Source organism: Pseudoalteromonas sp. BSi20429 (genome assembly GCF_000238895.1).
Classification (GTDB): Bacteria; Pseudomonadota; Gammaproteobacteria; order Enterobacterales; family Alteromonadaceae; genus Pseudoalteromonas; species Pseudoalteromonas arctica.
In genome coordinates this window covers 60,698-80,834 of the sequence record NZ_BADV01000023.1, presented here as the reverse complement: position 1 = coordinate 80,834, position 20,137 = coordinate 60,698, and the positions used below count along the sequence as shown (strand labels likewise).

Annotated in this window: 20 protein-coding genes; 10 read left to right on the top strand and 10 right to left on the bottom strand. The window is 39.0% G+C overall.

From position 1 onward, the window contains the following. The first annotated feature begins 88 nt into the window (after window positions 1-88). A complete protein-coding gene (locus P20429_RS14465; RefSeq protein ID WP_007581571.1) occupies window positions 89-316 on the top strand; it encodes a hypothetical protein in 228 nt (75 codons plus the stop codon). Window positions 317-346: 30 nt separating this feature from the next. Here P20429_RS14465 and P20429_RS14470 read toward each other — a convergent pair whose 3' ends face one another. From P20429_RS14470 to P20429_RS14485, 4 genes are read right to left on the bottom strand one after another with little or no spacing between them, the layout of a single operon-like run. Next, window positions 347-847 (bottom strand): DUF1543 domain-containing protein, encoded by a 501-nt coding sequence (locus P20429_RS14470; protein ID WP_007581569.1) that lies wholly within the window; start codon window positions 845-847, stop codon window positions 347-349. An 8-nt stretch (window positions 848-855) separates the two neighbouring features. Continuing rightward, a complete protein-coding gene (locus tag P20429_RS14475) occupies window positions 856-2,205 on the bottom strand; it encodes a sigma 54-interacting transcriptional regulator (RefSeq protein ID WP_007581567.1) in 1,350 nt (449 codons plus the stop codon). Between the two features lie 2 nt (window positions 2,206-2,207). After that, window positions 2,208-2,753, bottom strand: a complete 546-nt coding sequence (locus P20429_RS14480; protein ID WP_007581565.1) for a hypothetical protein — start codon at window positions 2,751-2,753, stop codon at window positions 2,208-2,210. Window position 2,754: 1 nt separating this feature from the next. After that, a complete protein-coding gene (locus tag P20429_RS14485) occupies window positions 2,755-4,212 on the bottom strand; it encodes a sensor histidine kinase KdpD (protein WP_007581563.1) in 1,458 nt (485 codons plus the stop codon). Window positions 4,213-4,542: 330 nt separating this feature from the next. Here P20429_RS14485 and P20429_RS14490 point away from each other — a divergent pair, with 330 nt between their 5' ends. From P20429_RS14490 to P20429_RS14505, 4 genes are all read left to right on the top strand, one after another. After that, window positions 4,543-4,776 (top strand): cag pathogenicity island protein Cag25, encoded by a 234-nt coding sequence (locus P20429_RS14490; RefSeq protein ID WP_007581561.1) that lies wholly within the window; start codon window positions 4,543-4,545, stop codon window positions 4,774-4,776. An 11-nt stretch (window positions 4,777-4,787) separates the two neighbouring features. Next, window positions 4,788-5,015, top strand: a complete 228-nt coding sequence (locus tag P20429_RS14495; RefSeq protein WP_007581559.1) for a hypothetical protein — start codon at window positions 4,788-4,790, stop codon at window positions 5,013-5,015. Window positions 5,016-5,201: 186 nt separating this feature from the next. Further along, the gene (locus tag P20429_RS14500; protein ID WP_007581558.1) at window positions 5,202-5,438 is read left to right on the top strand and encodes a hypothetical protein; all 237 of its coding nucleotides are present in this window, start codon (window positions 5,202-5,204) and stop codon (window positions 5,436-5,438) included. Window positions 5,439-5,447: 9 nt separating this feature from the next. Next, window positions 5,448-5,684: a calcium-binding protein gene (locus P20429_RS14505; RefSeq protein ID WP_007581557.1), complete on the top strand. Its 237-nt coding sequence runs from the start codon at window positions 5,448-5,450 to the stop codon at window positions 5,682-5,684. Window positions 5,685-5,741: 57 nt separating this feature from the next. On the opposite strand, the gene P20429_RS14510 is transcribed toward P20429_RS14505, so the two are convergent. Further along, on the bottom strand, window positions 5,742-6,194 hold the full coding sequence (locus tag P20429_RS14510; RefSeq protein WP_007581555.1) for an energy transducer TonB: 453 nt from the start codon (window positions 6,192-6,194) through the stop codon (window positions 5,742-5,744). Between the two features lie 181 nt (window positions 6,195-6,375). Continuing rightward, window positions 6,376-6,897, bottom strand: coding sequence for an energy transducer TonB (locus P20429_RS14515; protein WP_007581553.1), 522 nt, complete (start codon window positions 6,895-6,897; stop codon window positions 6,376-6,378). A gap of 172 nt (window positions 6,898-7,069) precedes the next feature. Between P20429_RS14515 and P20429_RS14520 the strand changes: the two genes are divergently transcribed. Continuing rightward, window positions 7,070-8,752 (top strand): amidohydrolase, encoded by a 1,683-nt coding sequence (locus tag P20429_RS14520; protein ID WP_007581550.1) that lies wholly within the window; start codon window positions 7,070-7,072, stop codon window positions 8,750-8,752. A 52-nt stretch (window positions 8,753-8,804) separates the two neighbouring features. On the opposite strand, the gene P20429_RS14525 is transcribed toward P20429_RS14520, so the two are convergent. Beyond that, window positions 8,805-9,644 carry an HDOD domain-containing protein gene (locus P20429_RS14525; RefSeq protein WP_007581548.1) on the bottom strand — a complete coding sequence of 280 codons (840 nt, stop codon included), beginning with the start codon at window positions 9,642-9,644 and terminating at the stop codon, window positions 8,805-8,807. A 296-nt stretch (window positions 9,645-9,940) separates the two neighbouring features. Between P20429_RS14525 and P20429_RS14530 the strand changes: the two genes are divergently transcribed. Beyond that, on the top strand, window positions 9,941-11,641 hold the full coding sequence (locus P20429_RS14530) for an NUDIX hydrolase (RefSeq protein WP_007581546.1): 1,701 nt from the start codon (window positions 9,941-9,943) through the stop codon (window positions 11,639-11,641). Between the two features lie 41 nt (window positions 11,642-11,682). On the opposite strand, the gene P20429_RS14535 is transcribed toward P20429_RS14530, so the two are convergent. After that, window positions 11,683-12,087, bottom strand: coding sequence for an HIT domain-containing protein (locus tag P20429_RS14535; RefSeq protein WP_007581544.1), 405 nt, complete (start codon window positions 12,085-12,087; stop codon window positions 11,683-11,685). A gap of 111 nt (window positions 12,088-12,198) precedes the next feature. Between P20429_RS14535 and P20429_RS14540 the strand changes: the two genes are divergently transcribed. Both P20429_RS14540 and P20429_RS14545 read left to right on the top strand, forming a co-directional pair. After that, window positions 12,199-14,424, top strand: coding sequence for a S9 family peptidase (locus P20429_RS14540; RefSeq protein ID WP_007581542.1), 2,226 nt, complete (start codon window positions 12,199-12,201; stop codon window positions 14,422-14,424). A gap of 142 nt (window positions 14,425-14,566) precedes the next feature. Continuing rightward, window positions 14,567-16,204 carry a methyl-accepting chemotaxis protein gene (locus P20429_RS14545; RefSeq protein WP_007581540.1) on the top strand — a complete coding sequence of 546 codons (1,638 nt, stop codon included), beginning with the start codon at window positions 14,567-14,569 and terminating at the stop codon, window positions 16,202-16,204. Window positions 16,205-16,276: 72 nt separating this feature from the next. Here the strand turns inward: P20429_RS14545 and P20429_RS14550 are convergent, their stop codons facing one another. Both P20429_RS14550 and dinB read right to left on the bottom strand, forming a co-directional pair. Beyond that, entirely contained in the window at window positions 16,277-17,797 is a 1,521-nt protein-coding gene (locus P20429_RS14550) for a leucyl aminopeptidase family protein (RefSeq protein ID WP_007581538.1), read from the bottom strand. A gap of 129 nt (window positions 17,798-17,926) precedes the next feature. Next, complete coding sequence (gene dinB, locus P20429_RS14555) at window positions 17,927-18,979, bottom strand: DNA polymerase IV (protein WP_033026422.1); 1,053 nt, start codon at window positions 18,977-18,979, stop codon at window positions 17,927-17,929. A gap of 727 nt (window positions 18,980-19,706) precedes the next feature. Between dinB and P20429_RS14560 the strand changes: the two genes are divergently transcribed. Continuing rightward, window positions 19,707-20,135: a thioesterase family protein gene (locus tag P20429_RS14560; RefSeq protein WP_002958095.1), complete on the top strand. Its 429-nt coding sequence runs from the start codon at window positions 19,707-19,709 to the stop codon at window positions 20,133-20,135. Window positions 20,136-20,137 lie beyond the last annotated feature (2 nt).

Here is a 20,137-nt window from a genome sequence, read left to right as displayed (position 1 = left end):
ACATTAATTAAAAAATTCTGCGGTGTTTGCCAAGCTTAAGTAAGCTCATTACAATGGCGCATTATTTTCAGCTATAGCCTCACAATTAATGAAAAACCATTCATCAAAAAAAGAACTTATGTTACTACCCATTTTATTAGTGGTTATTTTAATGTGTGTGGCGGGTCACTTTTTACTACAAGCAAATTTTCAAGACAGTAATGTGGTTGAATACATGTTAGCAGCACTGCCGTTTGCTATGTTTGGATTGGTTATTGTGGCGTTTAAAATGGCGGCTAAAAGCGAAAAGGATGAACAAAACGAGCAGGACTCTTAATCCTGCTTAGTTTTAGCTACTTATTATAATTTAAAGTATGTGATAGCCAAACCAGTCTGGCTTTATAGGCTGCGATATACCGCTGGGCGTGAGCTTAATGTTTAGCTGGCTGTCGAGTAAATCAATGGCAAAGCAATCGTCTACGTCATGTAAATCATCTTTATGGATATGGCTAAGCCCTGCTAGCAAATCGCTTTTAGCTCGCTCTTTAGCTTCATGGCTACTGCTTGCAACATACAGTGCAAAGTCGTGTTGCTCAGCCATAGAATCACTTCTGTAAGCGCCTAAATTTACAAAATAGAGTTGTTTATTTTGCTCCACATAGCTATCAACAACTTCTACTTTAAATCCATCAATATGATTAATTGCCATGTAGCTATCCATGTGAACACTACTTCTGTCGCCTACCCACTGGCTTTTTAACTTTGTATAAGTTTGCTCGATGTTTTGCCCTACAACAAAACGAATATCATGCATTTCAATGTGGCAACCTTGAATCCGGCCACCTAAATACACCATAAATAACTGCATGCTTTTCCTTAACCTAAATTATCAACATCAATATTATGCTTTTTAATCAACTTATAAAAATCTGAGCGATTGCGCTTGGCAAGCTTAGCGCCTTCGGCTACGTTACCACCTGCCATTTTTAAAGTGTTAATTACATAGTCGCGCTCAAACTCTTTTTTAGCGTCGTTTAGTGATAATGGTTCTACGTTTGTTTCATTACTATTTAGCGCAGCTAACACTAAGTGCTCTGAAATAACATCGCTTGGCGTTAATGCTACAACCTGCTCTACTACGTTTTGTAATTGGCGAATATTACCCGGCCAGTCGTAACGCACAAGCGCATGCATAGCATCGCTGGCAAAGTGTTTTTCAGTTTGCTTCATGCGCTTAGCAATGCTTGAACTAAAGTGCTGTGCTAATAAGCTTATATCTTCGCGGCGCTCACACAGTGGCGGTAATTTTAAATTAACTACGTTTAAGCGATAGTATAAATCTTCTCTAAATTGCTGGTTTAAAATAGCTTCAGGAAGATTTTTATGTGTTGCCGATACAATACGTACATCAATCGCTATTTCTTCTTGAAAGCCTACGGGGCGAATTGTTTTTTCTTGTAATACGCGCAGTAACTTAACCTGCAAGTTAAGTGGCATATCGCCTATCTCGTCTAAAAATAGCGTGCCGCCCTCAGCTTGCTGAAACAAACCTTGATGATCTTTAATTGCGCCCGTAAAAGAGCCTTTTTTATGACCGAATAATTCAGACTCTAAAAGCTCACCCGGTACAGCGCCGCAGTTAATTGCAACGAAAGGACCACCGCTTACATGACTATGCTGATGAATCGCCTGTGCGAGTAGCTCTTTACCTGTACCACTAGCCCCCGAAATCAATACATTAACTTGCGTTGGCCCAAGTAGTTTAACTTGCTCTAACAAGTGCAGCATTGCACCACTGCGCGTAACTATATTACTTTTAGGTGCTGCTTCATCTGCATTAACACCATGTATTTCTATCGCTTTAGCAAGGCTGTCAAATAGCTCATCTTTATCTACAGGTTTAGTTATAAATGCAAAAATGCCCTGCTTAGTTGCCTCTACTGCATCAGGAATTGAGCCATGCGCTGTCATCATAATGACAGGTAATGCAGGGTAGCGGCTTTGCAACTGACGATGCAGTGCCATGCCATCCATTTCATCCATACGTAGGTCGGTTATTACGGCGTCAAACACTTGGCTTTTAAGTATTTGTAGTGCGGTTAAGCCGCTTTCACAGGTCGTTACTTCGTATCCTTTTGATTCGATACGAATAGCGAGCAGTTTTAATAAGCTAGCGTCGTCGTCAACGAGTAATACTTTTGCACCTTGCACTTTAGTTGCTGCCATAGTTACTGCTCCTTAGTTTCTTCTCGTAGTAAAAGCTGCTGCTCAATTGTTGCTAACGATGAGAGGGTTTCTTGCATTTTATTATTAAGTGCTTGCTGCTCTTTTTTAGCATTTATTTGCATAGTCACTTGCTGCTTTTGAAGCCATAAATATTGCTTTATATCATCTGGCCAAAAGTAAGCAAGATCGAGTTTTAGCAACTTAGTCATTACCGTATTTGGATCATCATTTATGTTTAAGCACATAAATTTAAAAAAACGTTTAAGGTCGTTTTCACCTGTAAAAATATCTTTTTTTGGCACCAATTTAAATCCGCCACACTGATTAGCGTGCCATGCAATAACTTGCTCTGCAGACGGATAGCTAGGTTCTATTTTTGGTCTGGGTTTTGGACTAGGTTTACTGTTTTTGTCGTTTGCTATTTTGGTATCGACCACAGGTGCAGGTGTAATTGACACACGCTCTTCTTGCCCATTATTAATTTCACAACCTGATATAACCATGCTGCTACTGAGCACACATAAAATAGCGATTAAACGCAAGCGCATGTTAATTAACTCCTAGATTTTTTGTTATGGGAATTTTAATTGAAAACCGGCAACCATGTGGCTCGTTATGCTCAACAGTAAGTGTACCTCTTAGCTGTTCAACAGATTCTTTCACAATAGTTAAGCCAAGCCCACTGCCTTGCAGCGTAACATTTTTACTGTGTTTACCTTGATAAAATGCGCTGAAAATTTGAGTTTTTTCTTGCTCTTTAATACCGCATCCTTTATCAAGTACAGCAATGCAAAGTTGGTTTTGCTCAAGCGCTAAATTAATAGTAACGCTTTGCTTATCTTGTGAAAATTTTAAGCCATTTGAAATAAGCTGAATTAAAATCATCTCAATAAGCTCACTAGGCAAAGCAAGCTGTTTATTAGGTAAGTTATTTTGCCATTGTAGAGCTTGCTGACGCGCACTTAAGCGATGTTCAAAATGGCTATTAATTTTATTAATAAGATAGCTAAACTCAACTTCGCTTAGGCTGTCTTTACTGGTGCGAATCGCATTATAACTCAGCAGGCTGTCAATCATTGTACGAAGGCGCACCATAGATTGGCTAATAAGCTCAAGCACTGCTTTTTGCTCAGCAGTAATTGGGCCTACTATTTCATCAGTTAGTAAATCAGTGCCTTCGACCATTGAAGCAAGCGGCGTTTTTAGCTCATGGGTAACATGGCGTAAAAAGGTATCTTTTTGCTGCTCAAGCATATGAAGTTGCTCTTGCACCCATTGGAGTTTTTCTCCTAGCTCAACTAGCTCAGCGGAGCCTTTCACAGATATTTTTTGCTGCCAATGTCCCTGCCCTAGCTTATCAATAACCGTAGTTAACCCTTTTAGTCGCCCACTTATACGCCATAAAAAACCACCACCAACAATTAAAGTAAGCGGAATAAGTGCCACCAGCCAGTTTATAAATGAAGTTTGTAGGCTTGTAAGCTCATTTTGGTTATTGGTAATTTGCGCTTCATTTTTATCACGTAACCATAAAGTAAGCTCAGCAACTAAATCGCTCACTGGCATAAACAGCTCCGCTTGCTGTTGTTTTTGCTCAACAAGCTCTACATGCGCTGTTTGTAAGGTGACATATAAGCGTTGCCATTGGTGGGTGTAATCTTTATCCGTGTTTACAAATTTAAGTTCATCAATACTTTGCAGGGATGATTGCCATTTATCGATAATGAGCTTATCTAACGATTCGCTTTTTAACACCCAGTTTTGCCTAGTGGCGCGCTCAAGGCTGTTGAGTTCTTGTTTTAGAGTATTAAACGATTTGGTAACTTGGTAGTTGTTACTCACGATACTTTGAGTCACTGCTAATTGCTTGTTAAGCGCATTTAAAAATACAATCACCACTATAGAAAGCGGGAGTAACGAAAGCAGCATACTCATTGCAAATTGCCCAATTAAATTAGGCCGCCAGTTAAGCATTGCATGGTATTTTTTAGCTATGGTTGCTGGCATTTCGTTTAGTCCTTTTAAGTTAAGCGTTCTATTATTAAGTGCTTACCTTATACACTAGCTGAACCAGCAATTATATTTAATACGATTAACAGCCAGCGCTACAAAAACAATGTGTCGCCAAATAGAGACAACGTAAACCATTGATTTTTAAACCCTACCTTTAATCTCACTACTTAGTGTTGCAAAAGGTACACAAAAATTACAATAAACCCCGTAAAAACTTCCCACCTCTTTCAAGTTAAAAATATAAACACTTGAAAATTAACAATAATTATTTTTGGCATCATTTTTGTAGTAGGAGTAATAACTTTAATCAATAAGGAAATAATTATGAACAAACGCATTTTAGTAATTTCATCGTTACTGGCTTTAGGCTTTTTAGGCGCTAACGCACACGCAATGGACGTTCACGCGACTTTTAACGAGCTTGATAAAGACAGTAACGGCACATTAAGTGAAGCCGAAGCAGGTGAAGATGCCGTTCTACACGAAAATTTTTTACAAATTGATACTAATCAAGATGGGCAATTGTCGCTAGATGAATTCAAAAAATTTATTCAATAAGGAACGTGATTATGAAACAACTTATAGCCGCTTTTTCATTAATGTTTTTAGCAATTAGTGCCACCGTAATTGCATCGCCAACAAACGTGCGCTTTGCCCATTTAGATAAAGATATGGATGGACAAATATCAATTGTAGAAGCAAAGGAAGACAAAGAAGTAATGAGACAATTTGCCGACTTAGATGAAGACGGTGATGAAAAAGTCTCAAAAAAAGAATTTGAAAGCTTTAAGCCTTAATGAGTAATTACTGATTAAGCTTTACTTAAGCTTGTTACATGTAAACTGAATTTAAAAGCATTTGCCATAATCCCTGAGGGAGTGTGTAAAAGGATTTAATGTTGGGAGTTAAATTACGGCAAGTGCTTTTTCCTTTTTACTTTATTTTAGCCACGAACTTTTAATACATCTTTTGGAAGGAAGACCATGAAGATACTTTCCCTTGTTATAAGCATTTTAATGCTATTAAGTTTTGATGCCGCGGCACTTGATGTAAAGCAACGCTTTGATCACCTAGATAGCGACAAAAGTGGCTATTTAACACACGACGAACTTGATCCCCAACCACAACTTTTAAACACCTTTGTAAAATGGGACAAAAACCAAGATAACCAAATTTCGCTAGTCGAATTTAAAAGTTATCTAACTAACAACCTTTACTAAGTGATTTGTATGAAAAGTATTAGCTATATAACGCTGCTGGCGTTTAGTATTTTTAGCGCATTTAGTTTTGCCGCAAGTAACGACATTGCAAAGCAATTTAAAAAGCTAGATAGGAATAAAGACGGTTTTTTATCACGTTCAGAAACCGCTATAGACCCGGCTTTGTGGTCACGATTTTCAAGCTACGACAGTGACAAAGACGGTAAATTAGCATTAAATGAATATGGCTTATATGCAAGTAAGTAGTTTTATAGCTAGGTAAAAAAACACCTAGCTTATTATATTTATATCTATTAATTACGTTCAGGTTTTATTTTTAGAACAATGCGCCAAATACTCTGCATCAGTAGGTTTTGGGCTTACCATAAAATCCATTTTGAGATAAGTTAGAACAGGTTGATTACTCGTATTTTCAGTTGTCGCTTTCCAGCGCCATAAACCCACAGCAGCTGCCGCATTATTATCAAACACGCCCTCAGGGTAAGACGAGATAACCTTATACCCTTGGGCTTCACCTTGTGAATTAATTAACATAGCAAGCTCAACACAACCTGAAATACTTTTCTTTGCAGCTTCTATCGGATATCGCGGCTCTACTCTTTTAACAACATCCCAGTATTCACCGGCCTTACTTCGCAGTTCAGGACTCGATAAATCAATAAAACTCGGCATTTCATCGCTTACTTGTTTATCAGACGTTGAACTACAGGCTGTTAGCATCATACTCAAGGGGAGTAATAAATAGAGAGCTTTCATAGCATTTCCTTATTCTTGATGCTTATTTAGTTATTTGTAATATTCGTATTAAACTCATACCCATCAGATTTTATAAAGGTTCGATCCAAAATGTTACACACACTGAAGGTAACTTTAAAGTGAGGTAAATAAGTACTTTTTTTCAAACCTTGTAATTTTCCCCGTTACTTGAAATGTTTCATCAGTAGGAGATTTTTTTAATTTTACCTGTTACTTGAAATGTTTCGCCAGCCGGACAATTTTTTAAATATTTTTTACCTACTGGTATTGAATCAATCATGAAATCAATTCTGATATGAGTAAGTACAGGTTGTTTAGCTACATTTACGGCAGTAGGTAGCCAAGCCCATGCACTTAAAGATCTCGCTGCGGCTTCATCAAATAATCCTTTAGGATATGAGGAAATTACTTTATACCCCTGCGCCTTACCCTCAGAATTAATAATAGTCATTAACTCTACACAGCCCGCTAAGCCTTTTTTTGCTGCCTCTACTGGGTATCGTGATTCAACTTTTGTAAAAATACTCCAATAGTCTTTCACCCTATCGCGCAGCTCAACACTTGATAAATCTATATAATCGCGTATTTCAGCATTTGATACATCAGTATGGTTTAGCTTTTCTACACTTTTATCTGCAGTAGGTGTCGATCCACATGCCGCAAATAATGAAGTTAATGGGAGTAATAAATAGAGGGCTTTCATAGCGTTTCCTTATGCTTTATTGATTATTTTACATACTAAATAATCACATTAATTACCTATTTTGTAAACAGTTAATATAGAGAAAAGCCTTAAAATGAGGTCTATCAATTCATTGGTATTATAAAATCAAGTTTGTTAATGTAAGTAAATTAACAATAAAAATTAAGTAACTATGCCACTCAAAAAAATAATCAAACCACTCATACTAGCCAGCCTTTGCGCTAGTTCTAGCTACACTCTCGCACAAACAAAAGTAATTTATAACGCCAATGGTTATACCCCTTTATACAAAGGTGAAGTACAGCAGTTTTCTACCCTCGTTATTAAAAATGGCAAGGTAGTTAAGCTCGGTAGCGAAACACTTAAAGATAGCTACCCAGATGCCAAGCTAATTGACGCGCACGGTAATACCTTATTACCTGGCTTAATTGATGCTCATGGGCACGTTATTGGCCTAGGAGATAATTTATCGCAACTTGACGTACGCGGCGCAACATCGGTTGATGAAGTAACAAATAAACTAAAAGTATTTGCCGATAACAAACAAGGTTGGATTATTGGGCGAGGTTGGAACCAAGAGCTTTGGTCTGATACACGCTTTCCTACAGCTAAAGATTTAGACAAAGTAGTGAGCGATCAACCTGTGGTTCTTTCGCGGGTTGATAGTCACGCCATTTGGGTTAATTCAAAAGCGCTCGAACTTGCTGGTATTAACGCCCAAACAAAAGCGCCTGAAGGCGGTGAAATAATTAAAGACGAATTTGGCAATCCTACAGGTATTTTTGTAGATAAAGCAGAATCGCTAATTACCCAGCATATGCCAGCCCCTTCAAAGCAAGATATAAGTGACTCACTAGATGCAGCAGGTAAGCATTTATTAAGTTTAGGCATTACCTCTACTCACGATGCAGGTATTGATAAAGCCACATGGGAGGTTTACAAAGAGCGCGGCGACCTTGGTAATTTACCGCTACGTATTGTGGCAATGTTAAGTGGTGCAAGCCCTGATTTAGGCGCAATGTTAAAGGCAGGCCGATACCACGACAAAAATGACTTTATGGAAATTCGCAGTGTTAAAGTTTACGCCGATGGCGCACTTGGCTCTCGCGGAGCTGCTCTGATTGAAGAATACGCAGACAGACCTGGTCACCATGGTTTAATGCTTGAAACACAAGAAAAACTCGAAGCGCTCTTTACACAAAGCTTTAAAAGCGGCTTTAGCGCAAATACCCACGCCATTGGCGATAAAGCAAATAAAGTAGTACTTGATGCTTATCAAAATGTGTTTAAAAAAACGGGCGGTATATTACTACGTAACCGAATAGAGCACGCACAAATTGTAACGCCTGAGGATATCCCTCGCTTTAAAGCGTTAAAAATAATCCCTTCAATGCAGCCAGTACATGCCACTTCTGATATGCATATGGCAGAGCAACGCTTAACTGAAAAACAATTAAGCGGTGCCTATGCTTGGCAAACATTTTTAAAGCAAGGATCGGTTGTTGCAGCAGGCTCTGATTACCCGGTAGAGCTTGCAAATCCATTTGATGGTTTGTATTCAGCCATTACACGCATGGATCATAACAAACTACCTGAAAACGGCTGGCGCGCAAGTGAAGTACTAAGCCGCGAAGATGCATTACGTGCATTTACTCTCGGTGGCGCTTATTCAGCTCATCAAGAATTTAAGGTGGGTAGTTTAGAAAAAGGTAAATGGGCCGACTTTATTTTAATTGATAAAGACTACTTTAAAGTACCTGTTGACGAGATATACAAAACAAACGTACTGCAAACATGGGTAGCAGGAATAAAACGGTACGAAAAAACCAAAACAGAAAATACTATCGATAAATAAATAAAAAGGGTTAACGCAAGTTAACCCTTTTTATTTGTGTAATAAAACATGTTTAGCTAAACATGTTTTTCACATCTTTTAGCATGTCGTTGTATTCATCACTTGTGAATAATTGCATAGACGGTATTACACCTTTATCTATGTACGTTTGCAGCGCTGCTGACTTATCAGAAACCTGTAATGTTCCCTCTAAAATAGCGCCTACTCGAATAAAGTCTACGTAACTAACTTTTTCAGGTTTGTAACTTGGATCTGCCCAGCTTAGAGCTACATCAACAAACTCTTTAGGAAATTCCCACGCTTGCATAATCGATGAGCCAATTTTCCCACTCAGCTTTTGAATTGCGTGCGCTAAAAAGCTTGGGTTGGCAAACACTTCAGGGTGGCGCTCAGCTTCTGTTAAAATTGGTAATACACCAATATTGTAAACAAGCGCAGCTAATGTAATTGAATCACGATTTAATGAAGTGTGTTTATTGTTTTTTAAGTAAAACTCCATGAGTGTTATTGAATGGCTAGCAACGGTTAATGTTTTTTGCCAAGCCTTGCCCATGTAGCCTTTAATCAGCTCATTGTTTGATACAAATAATTGCTCCATAGCCATAGCTGTTGCAATATTTTTAATTTGGCGCAACCCAATGCGAGTCACTGCTTGTTGTAAATTAGATACTTTTACAGAACGTCCCATAATCGCACTATTAGCTACTTTTATCATTCGAGCTGAAAGCGCTGGATCTTGTGAGATTACATCTGACATTTGCATTAAATTCACATCAGGGTTATCTGCAGCTTGGCGAACCTTAATCGCTACTTCAGGTAGCGTTGGTAAAACCAAAGTATCGTTATTTATTCTATCGACTAGAATCGTTAATAAAGCGTTTTCTGTAGACATAAAGCTGCCGTCCTTTTGTGTTCAGCCTGTAAAGTAACTGCAAACTCAGGCAGTTAATTTTCGCATTAGTAATATAATTAGTATTGTCTAACTTACCGATAAAGTTAAGAAAATTATAGAAGTTTATTTTTATTTATAATGCTTTATCGCTCATGCTTGCCTTACAATGCCAAATACTTGCTATTTACTATTTAGTTTTGCTTTAATGCACTCACAATAAGGAAGCGTTTGTACATATTTAGTTTTTTAACTAAAGCAGTACAAATTATTAAACTTACTTTTTAACAGGTAATATAATGATCTTAAATAAAATTAGCCAAGCAATTATGCTCTCTGGTGTCGTTTTTCTTAGTGCATGTTCTGAACAAGCGCCGTCTTCTACCGACAACACAGCCACAGAGCTTGCTCAAAAAAGCAGTGCACAGTCAGGCCCTAAGCTTATTAATGCAGATAAACAACGTTTAGATATTTACACCGACTTTAGCTTACAAAGTGATTTATCGCACTTAAGCGATAATCAACGAGCAATGGTTGCAAAGCTTATTGACGCTTCAAAAATAATGGATGAGTTATTTTGGAAGCAAGCATTTGGTGAAAATAAAGATGCTTTTTTAGCAAAACTAAACGATGACAAAGTACGTGAATTTGCTGATATTAACTATGGTCCATGGGATCGTTTAAATGGTGATGAAGCATTTTTATCCAGCTATAAAGAAAAACCTCTTGGCGCACAGTTTTACCCTGCTGATATAACCAAAGAAGAGTTAAACAATGCAGACGTTGAAGATAAAACAGGGCTTTATTCTGTAATTAAGCGTGATGAGCAAGGTAAGCTTTACAGCGTGCCATATTCAAAAGAATACGCTAATGAGCTTGCAAAAGCCGCTGACCTTTTACGTCAAGCTAGCAAACTTGCTGACGATAAAGAGTTTGCTAACTATCTAAACTTGCGTGCTGATGCTCTACAAAAGGATGACTTCCAAGTATCTGACTTTGCTTGGATGGACATGAAAAACAACCCAGTAGATGTGGTTATTGGTCCAATTGAGACTTATGAAGATCAATTATTTGGTTACCGCGCAGCTTATGAATCTTACGTACTTATTAAAGATTTAAAATGGAGCGAACGCTTAGCTAAGTTTGCCGCATTTTTACCTGAGCTTCAAAAAGGCTTACCCGTTGATGCTAAGTACAAACAAGAAGTACCAGGCTCTGACGCCGACCTAAATGCATATGATGTTGTTTACTACGCTGGGCATTCAAACGCGGGGAGTAAAACAATTGCAATTAACTTACCAAACGATGAGCAAGTACAGCTAGAAAAAGGAACTCGTCGCCTGCAACTTAAAAATGCGATGCGTGCTAAATTTGATAAAATTTTAGTACCAATTTCAGAGCAGTTAATTGTACCTGAGCAGCGTAAACACATTACTTTTGATGCATTTTTTGCCAATACGATGTTCCATGAAGTCGCTCACGGTTTAGGTATTAAAAATACAATCACAGGTAAAGGTACTGTTCGTCAATCATTACAAGAACACGCAAGTGCGCTTGAAGAAGGTAAAGCCGACATTTTAGGCCTTTACATGATTGAGCAATTACTTAAAAAGGGCGAAATTACAGAAGGAACTATTGAAGATTATTACACGACCTTCATGGCGGGTATATTCCGCTCAGTTCGTTTTGGAGCATCAAGTGCGCATGGTAAAGCAAATATGATCCGCTTTAACTTTTTTGCTCAAGAAGGCGCTTTTTCTAAAAATGAAGAAGGCCTGTACCGCGTTAATATGGAAAAAATGAGCATTGCAATGGCCAAGCTTTCTCGCTTAATTTTAACCTTACAAGGTGATGGCGATTACGAAAAAGTAGATCAACTAATTGCAACGCATGGCGATATAAAAGAAGAACTTGCTGAAGACTTAGAAAAACTAAGTAAAGCAAATATCCCTGTAGATGTAACGTTTAAACAGGGTAAAGAAGTACTAGGGCTTAAGTAGTTTTAGTTAAACTTAGCTAAACCCTAAAAAAGCGTTGCAGCTTAAAACTGCAGCGCTTTTTTTAACGCTGTAATTTGTACATCTGTATACGGCACAGCTGGATACTTACCCCAAATTGGCGCAGGCCAAGCAGCATCAGTAGTAAAGCGTGCAATATGGTGAATATGTAATTGCGGCACCATATTACCCAAAGCCGCTATGTTTAACTTATCAGGGCTAAACACATCCATTAATAATTTACTTAGCTTGGCTGACTCTTTTAAATACACAATTTGATCATCCTCAGATAAATCAATTATCTCTTTTAAGTTAGCCTGCCTAGGCACTAATACAAACCACGGATATTGGCTGTCGTTCAATAAAAGTACTTTACACAGTGGCCAATCGGCAAGCTCTATACAGTCACGTTTAAGTTCTGGCGCTAGTTTAAATTCAGGGTTAGTCATTGTTATTTCCTACTTTGTCTTTAATAATCGCCACTTTATAGCATTTAGTTGCAGTTGCACACGCTTGGCTTTACCATCAAAGCAATATTTATAATAAGCTAAGGCAACCTTGTGCTAAAAAAAATAAAACACCTCTCACTAGCCCTCCCATTAATGGTTGGCGCTATTAGTGTTCAAGCAAAACCTTTATCGTTGGAGCGTATTTTTGACGATCCGAGCCTTTCAGGTAAATCACCTGTACAACTTAAATTTTCGCCTGACGGCAGCCGTGTAACTTATTTACAAGGCAAAAGCGATGACTACAACCGCTACGATTTATGGGAATACAATCTAAAAGATAACACCAACCGTGTGCTAGTTGATTCGGCAAAGTTATTTTCAGGCCCAGAAAACCTATCTGATGAAGAAAAAGCACGCCGCGAACGCCAACGTATTTTTGGTAAAGGCATATTAGAATACAAATGGTCTAAAGACGGTAAAGCACTTTTATTCCCACTTAACGGCGACCTTTACTATTACGATTTAGCCTCTGCTAAAAGTAAAAAACTAACCGACACTGAAACATTTGAAACCGATGCACGCTTTTCACCTAAAGGTAACTACGTATCGTTTATTCGAGAGCAAAACCTATTCGCTTTAGAGCTTGAATCAGGTAAAGAGATTCAGCTTAGTAAAGATGGCGGCGGCGTAATTAAAAACGGCATGGCCGAATTTGTAGCTCAAGAAGAAATGAGCCGCATGACGGGTTACTGGTGGTCAGGTGATGAAACTAAAATTGCTTATACCCGCGTTGACGAAACTCCAGTAAAAGAAGCTATCCGTAACGAAATTTACGCTGATGAAGTTAAATTATTTAACCAACGCTACCCGTTTACAGGTACCGATAACGTAAAAATTCAACTCGGTGTGGTTAAGCTAAATGACCAAAAAGTAGATTGGATTGATTTAGGTAAAGATGAAGACATTTATATCGCGCGTGCTAAGTGGCTAAAAGACGGCAATACACTGTCTTACCAATGGCAAAATCGCTCGCAACATAAATTAGAGCTTCGTTTTTATAACAGCGAAACTAAAGTCCAAAAAGTAGCATTAACCGAAAACAGCGAAACGTGGATTAACTTACATTTTGATCTTGAGTTTTTAAAAGACAAAAAACATTTTGTATGGGCATCTGAGCGCGACGGTTTTAAACACTTATATCTGTATCGCACAAACGGTCAACTTGTTCGTCAAATCACCTCAGGTGATTGGGCTGTTGATAGCTTAAAAGGTATTGATGAGAAAAAAGGCATTGTTTACTTTGCCGGTCGAAAAGATACACCGCTTGAAAGCCATTTATACAGCGCGCCTTTATTTAAAAAAGGCGATTCTAAACGTATTACCGAAAAAGGTCAGTACCACAATGTTGTGCTAGCAAAAGACAGCAAAACCTTTATCGATAATAGCTCGTCTGATAATAAACCAAACTCAGCAGCACTTCGTAAGGTTAACGGCGAATTTATTACATGGCTTGAAGAAAATAAGCTTGATAGTAACCATCCGCTTACTCCTTATTTAAGCGACTTAACAAAACCAGAATACGGCACAATTAAAGCCGAAGATGGCCAAGTTATGCATTACCGTTTATTTAAGCCTAGCAACATTACTGATGGCAAAAAGCACCCTGTTATTGTTAACGTATACGGCGGCCCGCATGCTCAACGAGTGACGAATAGCTGGCGCAGTAAAAACTTGTACTTTCAGTACATGGCGCAACAAGGTTACGTAATTTTTCAACTGGATAACCGTGGTTCGTACAACCGTGGTAAAAAGTTTGAAGATGCTATTTATAAAAACCTAGGCGTGGTTGAAGTTGCCGACCAAATTAAAGGCGTAGAGTTTTTACGTACACTTGATTACGTAGACCCACAACGCATCGGTGTTTATGGCCACAGCTACGGCGGCTACATGGCACTTATGACTATGTTTAAAGCAGGCGATTACTTTCAAGCCGGCGTATCGGGTGCTCCTGTAACCGATTGGGCTCTATACGATACGCATTACACAGAGCGTTATTTAGGTCACCCTGATACGAATGCTAAAGGGTATGAAGACAGCGCAGTATTTCCATATGCTGATGGCTTAAAAGGCCCATTAATGATTTATCATGGAATGGCTGACGACAACGTGCTGTTTACTCATTCAACTAAATTGTTTAAACAACTGCAAGATAACGAAAAACAGTTTGAAATGATGACCTACCCAGGCTCTAAGCACAGCCTACGTGGTAAACAAGTGCAAACACACTTACATCAAACAATTACAAACTTCTTTAATCGTCATTTTGATGTTAAATAAGCAAGTAAAGTAATAACAGACTAAAGGCTGATTGATAAATCAGCCTTTTTTTTGCATTAATGGGCGTTAAGCCTAGATTAAACTCTTTTTTTAGCTACGCTTATTCTATGCGCTAAAGCGCACACTTTTTGAGGATAAATGTATGCCTAGTCTACGTAGTTTTAGTATATTCCAACGTTTCTCGCTGCTCATAGCTATTGTTGTATTTGGGCTTATAGCGCTTAGTGTAGCCAGCCTAACTCACCAATATAGCTCTCTTAAAAACGAGCAGTACCTTAAAACACAAAATGTAGTAGAAACTGCGTACAGTATAATCGAGCACTTTTATGACCTTGAGCAAAATAATACTCTCACTCAACAACAAGCTCAATCGCAAGCACTTAATGCAATAAGAGCTCTGCGCTACGACAAAACCAATTACTTTTGGATTAACAATTACCAGCCAAAAATGGTTATGCATCCTATAAAACCTGCTCTTGAAGGAAAAGATTTAACCAATAATAAAGACCCTGACGGCAAAGCATTGTTTGTTGATATGGTTAATATAGTTAAACGCTCTGGCGAGGGATTTATTCCTTATAAATGGCCAAAACCAGGTAAAGAAAAACCAGTTGAAAAAATCGCATTTGTTAAAGGTTTTAATCAATGGCAATGGATTATTGGCTCAGGTGTTTATCTTGATTCAATTGACGAAGCATTTAGCGAGCAACGTAATCTAATAGTCGTCAGTGCAACAATTATGATTATTGCTGTTATTTTACTTAGTTACTTTATAGGCAAGAGCATTTTAATACCTACTCGTTTAGCAGCCGATATGATGAAAGATATTTCACAAGGTGAAGGCGATTTAACTCGTACATTAAATGAATCCGGTAACGATGAAATATCTGAACTATCACACTCATTTAATTTATTTGTTTTAAAAATGCGAGAGTCTCTTGTTCATGTATCACAAAGTGCAAACGATGTAAGCGAGCATGCGCATACAGTTGATGATTCAAGTAGAACAAGCCACTCGTTTATTGAGCTTCAAAACGATAGCTCAACCCAAGTTGCAGCTGCTATGGAGCAAATGACTCACCAAATACATGATGTAAGCCGTAACGCCGAAGCCGCAGAGCAAGCAGCTAAGGATGCAGCACAAAACGCATCAACGGGTAAAAATGTGGTTGCGCAAACAATTACAGCAATAGAAACACTCTCAAGCAACATAGAAACAGTCAGCCGTGTAACAGAAGATTTAGCCAACGAGAGCCATAATATAGGCTCTGTACTTGATGTAATAAGAAGCATATCGGAGCAAACAAACTTACTGGCATTAAACGCTGCCATTGAGGCTGCTCGCGCAGGAGAGCATGGCCGAGGATTTGCTGTTGTTGCAGATGAAGTAAGAACTCTGGCCAGTCGTACAGGGCAAAGTACCGACGAAATTCAAACCATGATCACTAAACTTCAAGAAGGTGCAAAAGCAGCAGTAGAAGCAGTTAAATCAAGCCAAGCACTTTCAGTTTCTACCGTAGATCAGGCGTCATCAGCCAATACTTCACTTAATGAAATAGAACGACTTGTTTCAATTATTACCGAAATGAACAGCCAAATAGCACGCGCCACAGAGCAACAAACTCAAGCTGCCGACGAGGTTAATTTACGTATTAATGAGCTATCTCAATCAACTGAGCAATCATTAAATAATACTAAACAGCTTACCGATGCCAGTGATAATCTTAAACAAAGTAGCCAAGAGCTTTCGAGCGTAGTTAATCGTTTTAAATTAGATTAATCGATACCGTTCTCATAAAATGCAAAAAGCCCTGAATTAACAGGGCTTTTTTATTGCATGTAAGTTTTTAGCTTACAAACAGTAACGTGCAAACAAGCTCGTTACTGATGCAGCCGTTGGCTTGCCATGCTGCCAATCACCGCCTTCAACACCGCTTCCTGCAATGTCCATATGCACATAAGGCAAAGGTTGCGCAGAGTCGTTACCGTGCTTATCAAGCCCACCAACAATAGCCATAAACGCCATAGGGAACTGATGTCCACGAGCAGTAACTGCAGATGCCGCATTATTACTAGAGAGTACATCGTCAGCTAGCGTGCGTGGTTTAATAAAGTCGTAATCTTCACGGCGAGAACGCGATACTTCTGCGCCATCGGCCCACAAATCTCCAAGGTCAGCTATTTGACGTGAAACACCTGCGCTACGAGCTGGACCGTTTTCAACATACGCACCGTAAGGACCCATTGCACGTGCCGCGTGACCCGTTAATGTAGCAACAGTAAACAACGTTGGGTTTATTTCGCCTTTAGCTAAATCTTTCATTTCGCTAAGCAGGTCGCCCATTGCTAAGCGCCCTTCTGCATCGGTATTACCAATGCGTACACGGATACCTTCGCGGCTAGTAATAATTTCATCTGGCACAAAACAATCCGAGCCAATAGAGTTACGAACAACAGCCAAGTACGATACTACTTTAACGCCTTTAGGCTGATAATCCGCAACAGCTTTCATAAAGCCCGCAACAGAAGCAGCGCCGCCTTTATCACGGCTCATGCCTGCCATATGGCCACCTACTTTTAAATCGGCGCCGCCTGTATCGTATACAAGACCCTTACCTACAAACATAAGTGTACGAGTAATTTCGCCCTCTGGTACATATTCAAGCTTAACAACACGTGGGTGATGACGCTCAACTGCATACGATGCACGAGCAACAGTGCTTAGCATTGGGTAGTTTTTATCAATAGCTGCAATATCATCAATTACGTCAACCGCAATGTTTGAGCCTTTAAATAAATCAACGCAGTAATCAGCAAAACGTGGTGGAGCCATACGCTCAGGTTCGGTGCCACATAAGTCACGCGCGGCATATTGGCCCGCAGCAATTGCATTAACAGCTTTAATTGTTTGCTCGCTTGCGCCAACTAAACCAATTTGAGTAATAGGTTCAATACTTTCACCGTGATATTCACGCGCTTCTAATGGCTGCCATAAGGCTTGGCAAGCGCCTAAATAAGCAACTTCTAAAGCATGCTGATAACGGCTATCGCCATTTAAATTTGGTAAAAATAATGCAGGGTTAACACTACCCGACGCTTTTGCTTCGTTAATTGCTAATTTAGCAGCATCAAAATAACGGCGTACATCGTCGTAATCTCTGTTTAACGGACCCGTTGGCGCAAGTACAACGCGTTTGTTTTCAATCACTAATAAAGTAACTTGTTTACCAATACGAGAATCAACTTTTGCTTGGTCTAAAATAGCATCACGTAATGAGTTATTTGGTAATAGAGAAAAGTCATCACTAATAATAATAAGCGCATCATGAGATGTGCATTCAAGGCTTGCACTAACCGCTTGAGGGTATGCCATAAATAAAGTCCTGTTAGAAAACATAAGCCCCTATTATCGTCGATTTAAATATTGAAGACCAGCAAGGTGCGATGGGCTAATTATACAACTTGCCAATAAATGGCAACTTGGGGTTACAGGCTTTACAGCTTAATCGAGAATACTCAGTTGGAAGTTTTGTTCTGGCTCGCTTTTAATGCCAACGCCTATGCCAAGTAATCTTACAGGTTGTTGTAGCCCTCGTTGATAGGCCTTAATAAGAAGTTGAATAAATATTTCTGTGTTTAGCTCGTGGTATGCCTGATCGGCTGAGGTCACTACAAAATTTGCAAACTTCACTTTAACACTCAGCTTATTAATACGGTTTTGTAATTGCTGTTTATTAAGCCTTAAAACTAATTCGTCTAACAATTTTGGCAGCTCATCTAAGCACTCTTGCAAACTTGTTTTGTTGTATTCGTAGGTATGCTCAACACTCAGCGACTTTCTGATGCGATCTGTTGACACTTTACCAACATATTCACCTGCACATTTTTGATAAAGCGACACACCAAAATTACCCACATGTTGCTGCATCCAGTTAACGCCTTTTTCACGTACATCCTTACCGGTATATAAGCCTTTTAAATTTAGCTTTTCGAGCGTTACTTTACCCACCCCCGGAATTTTCCCCAGCGGTAATTGCGCTAAAAAATCATCGACCTCATGAGGCAAAACGACAAATTGACCATTCGGTTTTTTTTCGTCGCTGGCTATTTTGGCAATAAATTTAATCGGTGCAATGCCTGCTGATGCAGTGAGCCCGGTGGCATTGTAAATATCGGCTCTTATTTGCTGTGCAATAAGTGTGGCACTGCCTTTACAAGCGGTGCTGTCTGTTACATCTAGGTAGGCTTCGTCTAAAGAAAGAGGTTCAACTAAATCTGTGTAGCGGCTAAATACTTCACGTATTTGATTTGAAGCTTCTTTGTATACAGCCATGCGCCCTGGGACAATAACTAAATCGGGGCATAATTGTTTAGCATGATAGTTCGACATAGCCGATCGCACGCCATATTCTCTAGCTATATAGTTAGCGGTTGAGAGCACGCCTCGTCGGCTATTGCCTCCAATAGCAAGCGGTACACATGCAAGTTTTGGATTATCTCGCATTTCTACTGCTGCATAAAAGCAATCCATGTCTATGTGAATAAACTTCTTCATCACCACAACAAAAACTGGTTATTTATACAGTCATTATTATAGAATCAAATGTGATAAGCAAGCCTAGGGCCTGTTTATCTTTCGAGGTTAAATTTGCAGCAGTATGTTTGGTATTTAGGCAAGGCAGAGCCTATGTAGTGTGGTTATTCCCCATAAATAGGCGATAACGTAGCACAAATGCCAAACATACGCTGCCCGAAGGGTTCTGCCTAGGGGCAATTTACTCTTTGTTGCCTACATGGATGTAGGTAAGGGGCGTGAGCAGGACGCGGAAGCTTTGCTCGGTTTTTACTTAGCCCACTAGGTCACAAGCCTCGCGCCGCGATTAAATAGCACCTAGATTGAACAAATTTTAATCCTGAAAGGTCAACAGGCCCTAGTTAGCGATTAAAAAAATCGCTTATTATCTTTTGATTCTTTATAACCACGTAGCCAATACATAACCTCAAATAAAAATCCTGCCAACATTAAAATGATAGCGCCAGATTCATTCCCCATCGCGTAACAGGTAAAAGAGGCTATAAAAACCAAACAAGCTAAGGACCAATTAATTATATTCTGCATATTATTACCTTTGTGTGTGTTTTTGTGTGTCTGTGTAATTTAACTGTAGACCTAAAATTAAACAGGTACAATCATCTTATAAAAAAACATGCCATTAATTACCTTGAGCTCGTAACACCATGTTGATAATCTAAGTACTTTGAAAATCAAGGGCCAATAAATAATGCAAACGTTTAAAGATCAGCACCCTATTCATACCGATATCACCGTAGCATGGGCTGATATGGATGCCCTACAACACGTAAATAATGTAGTGTATTTACGTTACTTTGAAATAGCCCGAATCGACTTTTTAAATAAAATAAATCTGTTCGACACAATAAGCCCAAACGGTGTGGGCCCAGTAATAAGCGAAAATAACGTTCGCTATAAACGCCCAGTAACTTTTCCCGACACACTCACTGTAGGCGTTACAATTACAGATCTTAAAACAGATCGCTTTACCATGAACTACACCGTTTACAGCCATGCACAAAAAGCAATAACGACTACGGGTGCATCTAAAGTTGTAATGTTTGATTTTACTACAGGGCAAAAAGCCCCAATCTCCGAGCCTCTTTTATCGGCTTTAATCAGCCATGCTCAAAACTAATT